Origin of the sequence: Psychrobacter sp. (assembly GCF_030457785.1) — a bacterium.
In the GTDB taxonomy this organism is placed as follows: domain Bacteria; phylum Pseudomonadota; class Gammaproteobacteria; order Pseudomonadales; family Moraxellaceae; genus Psychrobacter.
In genome coordinates, this window is record NZ_JAKDUI010000169.1 from 1 (window position 1) to 5,920 (window position 5,920).

Genomic DNA, 5,920 nt, shown 5'->3' on the forward strand with positions numbered 1-5,920 from the left:
ACACGGATATGGTTATGGCTGCGCTAAATCAGGCGATAGCAGACAGGAACAACCCCAAAGATGTGATTCATCATAGTGATCGCGGCGTTCAGTACTTATCAATTCGCTATACTGATAAGATGGCTGATTCTGGCGTCATTGCATCTGTTGGCACGACAGGTGATTCATACGATAATGCGTTGGCTGAAACGGTTAACGGACTTTATAAAACGGAGGTGATTGAATATTTAAAACAGCAGTGGCAAGGTGTGAGTGATGTTGAATTAGCAACCCTTGAATGGGTCGATTGGTTTAACAAAACTCGCATTCATAGTACGATTGGCTATGTGTCCCCTTTTGAGTTTGAAAAGCGGTATTATGATAATTTAATCCTGTCAGGCATTGCTGCCTGACTCAAGTAAATCAGCCTCCGATAAAGTCGGGGCGGTTCACTTTCTTAGTCATGGTGAACTCCTATTTGTCTTCTTTAGTTTACCAAGTTTTTGTCTACGGTTTTTTCAGCATACACCAGCAAGTGCTTAGCCGATTGTAGCGGATATACTGCATTGATAAAGTAAATCTAACCATCATTGCCCCAACGTATCTTACTTAACTCATCAAGTAAGGCTGGTCGTCTTGGCTTAGTACTAAATCGGGCTTGCCATCCTGCGACCATCGGTTGCCATACCTTTTTGCCCTCAGGAAGTGCCTCTAACATGATTTGAATATCCTGTGCCAACTCATGATAATGCTTGCGTTCACCGACATTTTCAATACATTTTTGCCAATGTTGTAGATAAAAATCTATCAACCAACTTGCATCATTAGCAATCAATTCATCTTGATAACGCTTGATATAATAAATATCAGGATGAGCTTTAATCAAAGCTGATAGCGCTTCGCTTTGTTTTTCTAGTTCATAGATTTGAATTAATACAGCATAGGTACTTCTGTCAAAGGTTGAACGGGCAAAATATGAGTTCATAGAAGGTGTATCATTAATACTTTTATCAATGCTTTGTTGCAAGCTGTGTTGTAACTCTACCTGTTTCGCCTTGATAGTTTTTTGCCATTCAGTTTCTGTATAGCTATCCTTCCATTGTTGATAATAAGACTCATTAATTCTACCGCTACTCGCTTCAATTGCTAACGCTTTACTGTTCTCACGCAAGATAGTCAATAACTTATCTTTATCGTACCTTTTAGTTTGTAATGTGTCATTTTTTAATGCCTGACTGGCTATATTGACAAACTGTATTTGCCATCCCTCTATCTCACTATGATAACCCCTATCTTTTCTCTTAGCTATCCTCACGCCTTCTTCAATGAAGCTCATAGCATCTTCTAACTTACCTTCTTGCATGGCATTATTTATCAGCATAAGGCGAATGGCTGGCAGATGTTGATAATCTTTTATCAGCTGGGCAACAGGCTCAACAACCTTAGAATAAATAGCCAGCTTAGGCGTATTATGAATATAATTTAATAAGCCAATTTTTAGTACCATCATGTTTTTAAGCTCAAAATCCCTATAAGAGGAAATTTTGGTCTTCTCGATACTTTGGTTTAAAAAATTAACCGCACCTAGCCAATCTTGCTTAGCAATAAATAAATCAAAGTACAATCGTTCCATATGATAGTTGTCAGAGATTTGACGTATATCACCTTCATATTGCCAGTATTGTATTTTCTCTTTTATCTCAGTGATTAAGGTATCAGGCAGGTAGGTATGGTATACCGTAAAATCTTGTGACCAATCTGGCAAATATCCAATACCATAGTCATTATCTTCAACATTAAACAATACTTTGCCAAGCTTGGCAAAACCTACATTAACAGGCTCATATAAGTCTGAGTCGGGATACTCATCATACAGCCTGAGTATCGTATCCATCCAATATATTGCCATACTAAGTTGGTATTGAGGCTGAGTAGTAAACTGGTTAAATAACATATCAAATTGATATAAAGGCTCACTGACATCAGGTTCATAGCCATATAATTGATAATCATCTAAGTCTAGTAGGCTATCAATTTGACGATATAAAGACTGCAAAACGATAGGGTGATGCTCAAAGCTTTCGTATTTGGAAGATATGTCTTGGATTCTTTCGTCTTTTAAATTAGAAAACTCATAATCCTGTTTGGCACTGGCATTTGTATTGACTTTGCTATGGGCATTGTTTTCATGGGCCTTTGCCTGATACTGGCTGTGCCAGATGACCAATTCATCGATAAGCTCAGGATGACGCAAAAAGCAATGCTGAACGAAATTGCGCAGTGCTTTTTCATCAAGGGAATGTATCATCTTATCCTTATCAATTATGCCATCAAGCACCTCAGCACTTCCAACATCATTATAACAATCCATACCAGTCGCCGAGTCGATTGTAGGCAGTTGACCGCCTGCTTGTAACGTACGAACTTTTAGTAACATTGCTACCATATGCTTGCAATAATCATCATAAGGGCATTGGCAGCTCATAGACTCAATCACCATATCTTTATCTGGCAAATCTGTGAGCAATAGCTTGACTTGATAAGAACGACTGCCAATCACATAAGAGACATATTGCTTGGTTTTTATACCGTGGGTACTGACACTTTGCTTTGATAGCTGAGTCACTCGCCCCATGTTTTCATAGTCACACCCACGCTCGATGATAGTATTTCTAAATAGCTTCTCAAAGCGTGATAACTTGCCAAGTGCCATCTTGTACCCTTTTATTTACAGCTTTATAGTTAATACCCCGCTCTCAACACTTTTAGGGGTTGAAAAAAATGACACCTCACTATCCTTAAAGTTTTCGACCAAGAAGACCAAGGACAATGAGATGCCACTTGACGAATTTATCATTAATATCTATCTAATGGTAGAGCAATATTATACCAATTCCCTCTGTACACGACAAAAAACAAAAAAGCTGACTAAGGACAAGGCATAATAGTAATTTTTCTTACGAACCACACTTGATGAAATGAGAGTCGCCTAATTCATTAAATGGTGACAACTATGTTGACAAACACCGAGCGTAAGATATTCCCATCTGATCAAGCGGCGTTTAAGGTTGTTTATCTAGCAACTCAGCAGGCTTCTAAAAAGTGGTCGATGCCTATCCATAACTGGACGTCTGCTCTTAATCGTTTTATGATTATGTTCGATGAGCGTGTTAGTAAGCATTTAATCTAAATTGCAGTTACACAGAATCTGGGATGGGCTCTCTTAACGATTTTTATTTATCAACTTGACTGTCAGCGCAACTAATTAGCATATACTCTGTTAGTTGGATTTCATTTTCTAGATTACCTCTAATTATCATCTCATACCTTTAGCTTCCTATAAACCTTATAAAAACATTCTCCTGCCAACAATAATAGCAGATAGCCCTAGATGCATAAGATTCCATAGGTGATTACAACTTATTAACAAACAAGACATTTAGGATAAAGGATAGTTGGCTATTATGGAGTATTATTATTAAACGTTTGTATAATATAACTACAAACCTTATTTTACCGATTTTACCGCCTAAAAAAACGAGCAAGGGAGATGTCATAATGAAGGCTAATCATTCAGTACTTAAAAAAATGCTGTCACTGGCAATAGGGGCAACGTTAATTGGTGGCCTAGCTGGCTGTGTTGTGACACCTGATTACGACTATGGTGATCGTCCTATTTATAAGGATGATAGACACCAAACCAACAAACATCATGATAGAAAGTATAAGCACGACTATAAAAAGAAATATAAAGGCGATGATGTTGAAGATAGAATTAAACGAGAAGCTCGTTACCCTGCTATAAAAAGACAGGCTGTAAGAAAGGTTCAATCAATGGGTTATCGTGTTGATGAGATTGAACTAGATGAAAAGAATGGCCGTGGTATTTTTGAGATTGAAGCCAAACGTGGCGGGCAAGAGTACGAAATTGAACTCGGCTATCCCAACCTAAATGTCATTAAGATTGAAAAAGACTAAATTACTGCAAACATATTTTTAAATATTATTTTAATACTTAGAGGTAAGTTTTCATGACAAATATTAAGCTACTATCAGCAGGCCTTATGGCTGCTACTTTAGGGGTTGCCACAGGCTGTACATCAACTCCATTAATCCTAGATGGTCCTATTTATCATCCTAATGGAGGCGTTTATTACCCGGATGGTAAAGGCGATTATAAAAAGCATGATGACTATAAAAAGAAAAATAAGAAGAAACACAAGAAGAGTGAGTACAATCGAGTTAATGCAGAGAGAGTGGCCACTCGTAAGTTAAACAGTATGGGCTACCGAGTTGAAAAGGTAGACTATAAGCACAGCCAAGGCATTGTCAAAACAAAAGCATACCGTGGTGGCAGTAAATATAAAATTGACTTGGCTTATCCAAGCATGAATGTGGTCAAGCTAAAGAAAGACTAGTAGAGTAGGGGAGCACCTACATTAACGACTGCTCAGGCTGTCTATATAGTCTGCCCAGTGCTGCATCATTTGAGTACGTGTGTCTATCTCATCAAGTCGGTTATACGCTCCACCATGGGTATCTTTGATTCTATGGCCAAGCTGTAGCTCTGTCACAATGTCTGAATAGCGAAGTTCAGGTTGTTCCATCAGTAAAGTTTTGGCAGATGCCCTAAATCCATGTGCACAGTGCTTACCTTTATAGCCTAGACGATGAAAGGCTTGAACCAAGGTCGCTTTACTCATGTATGCATTATTTGATGAGCGAATTGACGCAAATACATAAGGCTTATAACCGGTTATCTTTTGAATCTCACGCAGGCGGTAGATAACTTGATCTGCCAATGGCACTACCAAGCTTGAGACCATATCCTCACGACCTTCACCCTTAGTAGGTGAAAACTCCCATAGTTTATTATCCCAATCAATCTCATCCCAGCGCATAGAGCGCAGATCGATACTGCGCACAAAGACATAAGGCAATAAATTCATTGCCATCAAGGTCAGCTCGCTTGCTGCAGTAAACTCTGACATATCCCTTAATAACATAGCAAACTCATCGGGTTTAGTCAGTGCTGGCAAGTGTTTACCAGAGTTGGCTGGTGCCAATTCTCCACGGGTGTAAATGGCAACGTTGTTATCGCACAAACCCCGTGCAACAGCGAATGAAAATACTTTTTCTGTATATAAACGGGTACTGGCACCGACAAAGGCTGCTTCATTATCGTTATTTTGAATAGATTCACAGACGTTTAGGATGGTTTCGCTGGTAATATCATTAATACGTAAGTCGCCAATCTCAGCACACATATAACCCAAGCACAGATCCCAAAACTTTAAGGTAGATTCACTAAAAGAGCGCTTACCAGATTTGCGTTGACGGCGGCTATTAATTTTATTGTCCTTCCAGGCTTCAGCAATCTCAGAAAAAGTGGCATTTTTTAGATGAGCGTATTTATTAACCCGTTGCTGTTGGCGTATGGCTTTAGGGTCAGTGCCATTTCGAACCATATCTAATACAGATTCTGCTTTGGTTTTAGCCTCGTTTAAACTAATATCCTCTACAGAGCCCAAAGTCATACGTGGACGTTTATTAGGCTGATGTGGGTGGGTATAACGTAGATAATATTCTTTTTTACCATTAGGGTAGGTGCGTACACTTAACCCCGGCACACCAGCCACCGCAACTAGGTAATCTTTATCACGGCACTCAAGTCTATTGATGTCCCGTTTATTATGAATAATCATATTTCTCACTTTATTGCTTTTATCAGTTAGATAAAGTGCACCTGTTTTTTGCACAACTTTTTATAAAATAATTTTTGTACAATCTAGATAATTATTGTGCTAAAGTATTCCTAACAAACAGCGTTCGCTGTCTCTCATTGCTACTATCTCTTCTCAAATCCAGTGCCAAATCACTTCTTTATTTGGACACCAAACTGGACACCAAAACCACATAAAATAAAATACAAACCCTTTAT

Annotated in this window: 5 protein-coding genes and 1 pseudogene; 4 read left to right on the forward strand and 2 right to left on the reverse strand. The window is 38.6% G+C overall.

Features of this window, described 5'->3' with window-relative positions:
- The coding region (locus L0J61_RS08500) for an integrase core domain-containing protein (RefSeq protein ID WP_192992703.1) at nucleotides 1-392 on the forward strand (392 nt) is incomplete at its 5' end.
- 167 nt (nucleotides 393-559) lie between these two features.
- Here the strand turns inward: L0J61_RS08500 and L0J61_RS08505 are convergent.
- Nucleotides 560-2,692 (reverse strand): SWIM zinc finger domain-containing protein, encoded by a 2,133-nt coding sequence (locus L0J61_RS08505; RefSeq protein WP_301466018.1) that lies wholly within the window; start codon nucleotides 2,690-2,692, stop codon nucleotides 560-562.
- Nucleotides 2,693-3,004: 312 nt separating this feature from the next.
- On the opposite strand from L0J61_RS08505, the pseudogene L0J61_RS08510 reads away from it, so the two are divergent.
- From L0J61_RS08510 to L0J61_RS08520, 3 genes and pseudogenes are all read left to right on the forward strand, one after another.
- Nucleotides 3,005-3,169: pseudogene (locus L0J61_RS08510) on the forward strand (IS256 family transposase); the annotation flags it as partial.
- Nucleotides 3,170-3,537: 368 nt separating this feature from the next.
- Nucleotides 3,538-3,957 (forward strand): PepSY domain-containing protein, encoded by a 420-nt coding sequence (locus L0J61_RS08515; RefSeq protein WP_301466019.1) that lies wholly within the window; start codon nucleotides 3,538-3,540, stop codon nucleotides 3,955-3,957.
- Between the two features lie 53 nt (nucleotides 3,958-4,010).
- Nucleotides 4,011-4,397, forward strand: a complete 387-nt coding sequence (locus L0J61_RS08520; RefSeq protein WP_077448082.1) for a hypothetical protein — start codon at nucleotides 4,011-4,013, stop codon at nucleotides 4,395-4,397.
- Nucleotides 4,398-4,418: 21 nt separating this feature from the next.
- On the opposite strand, the gene L0J61_RS08525 is transcribed toward L0J61_RS08520, so the two are convergent.
- The gene (locus L0J61_RS08525) at nucleotides 4,419-5,684 is read right to left on the reverse strand and encodes a site-specific integrase (RefSeq protein WP_077448083.1); all 1,266 of its coding nucleotides are present in this window, start codon (nucleotides 5,682-5,684) and stop codon (nucleotides 4,419-4,421) included.
- Nucleotides 5,685-5,920: the final 236 nt, after the last annotated feature.

What these genes read in the sequence shown, in the direction of transcription:
- L0J61_RS08515 (WP_301466019.1), top strand. Translation starts at nt 3,538, where the DNA reads ATGAAGGCTAATCATTCAGTACTTAAAAAAATGCTGTCACTGGCAATA.
- L0J61_RS08525 (WP_077448083.1), bottom strand. Translation starts at nt 5,684, where the DNA reads ATGATTATTCATAATAAACGGGACATCAATAGACTTGAGTGCCGTGAT.
- L0J61_RS08505 (WP_301466018.1), bottom strand. Translation starts at nt 2,692, where the DNA reads ATGGCACTTGGCAAGTTATCACGCTTTGAGAAGCTATTTAGAAATACT.
- L0J61_RS08520 (WP_077448082.1), top strand. Translation starts at nt 4,011, where the DNA reads ATGACAAATATTAAGCTACTATCAGCAGGCCTTATGGCTGCTACTTTA.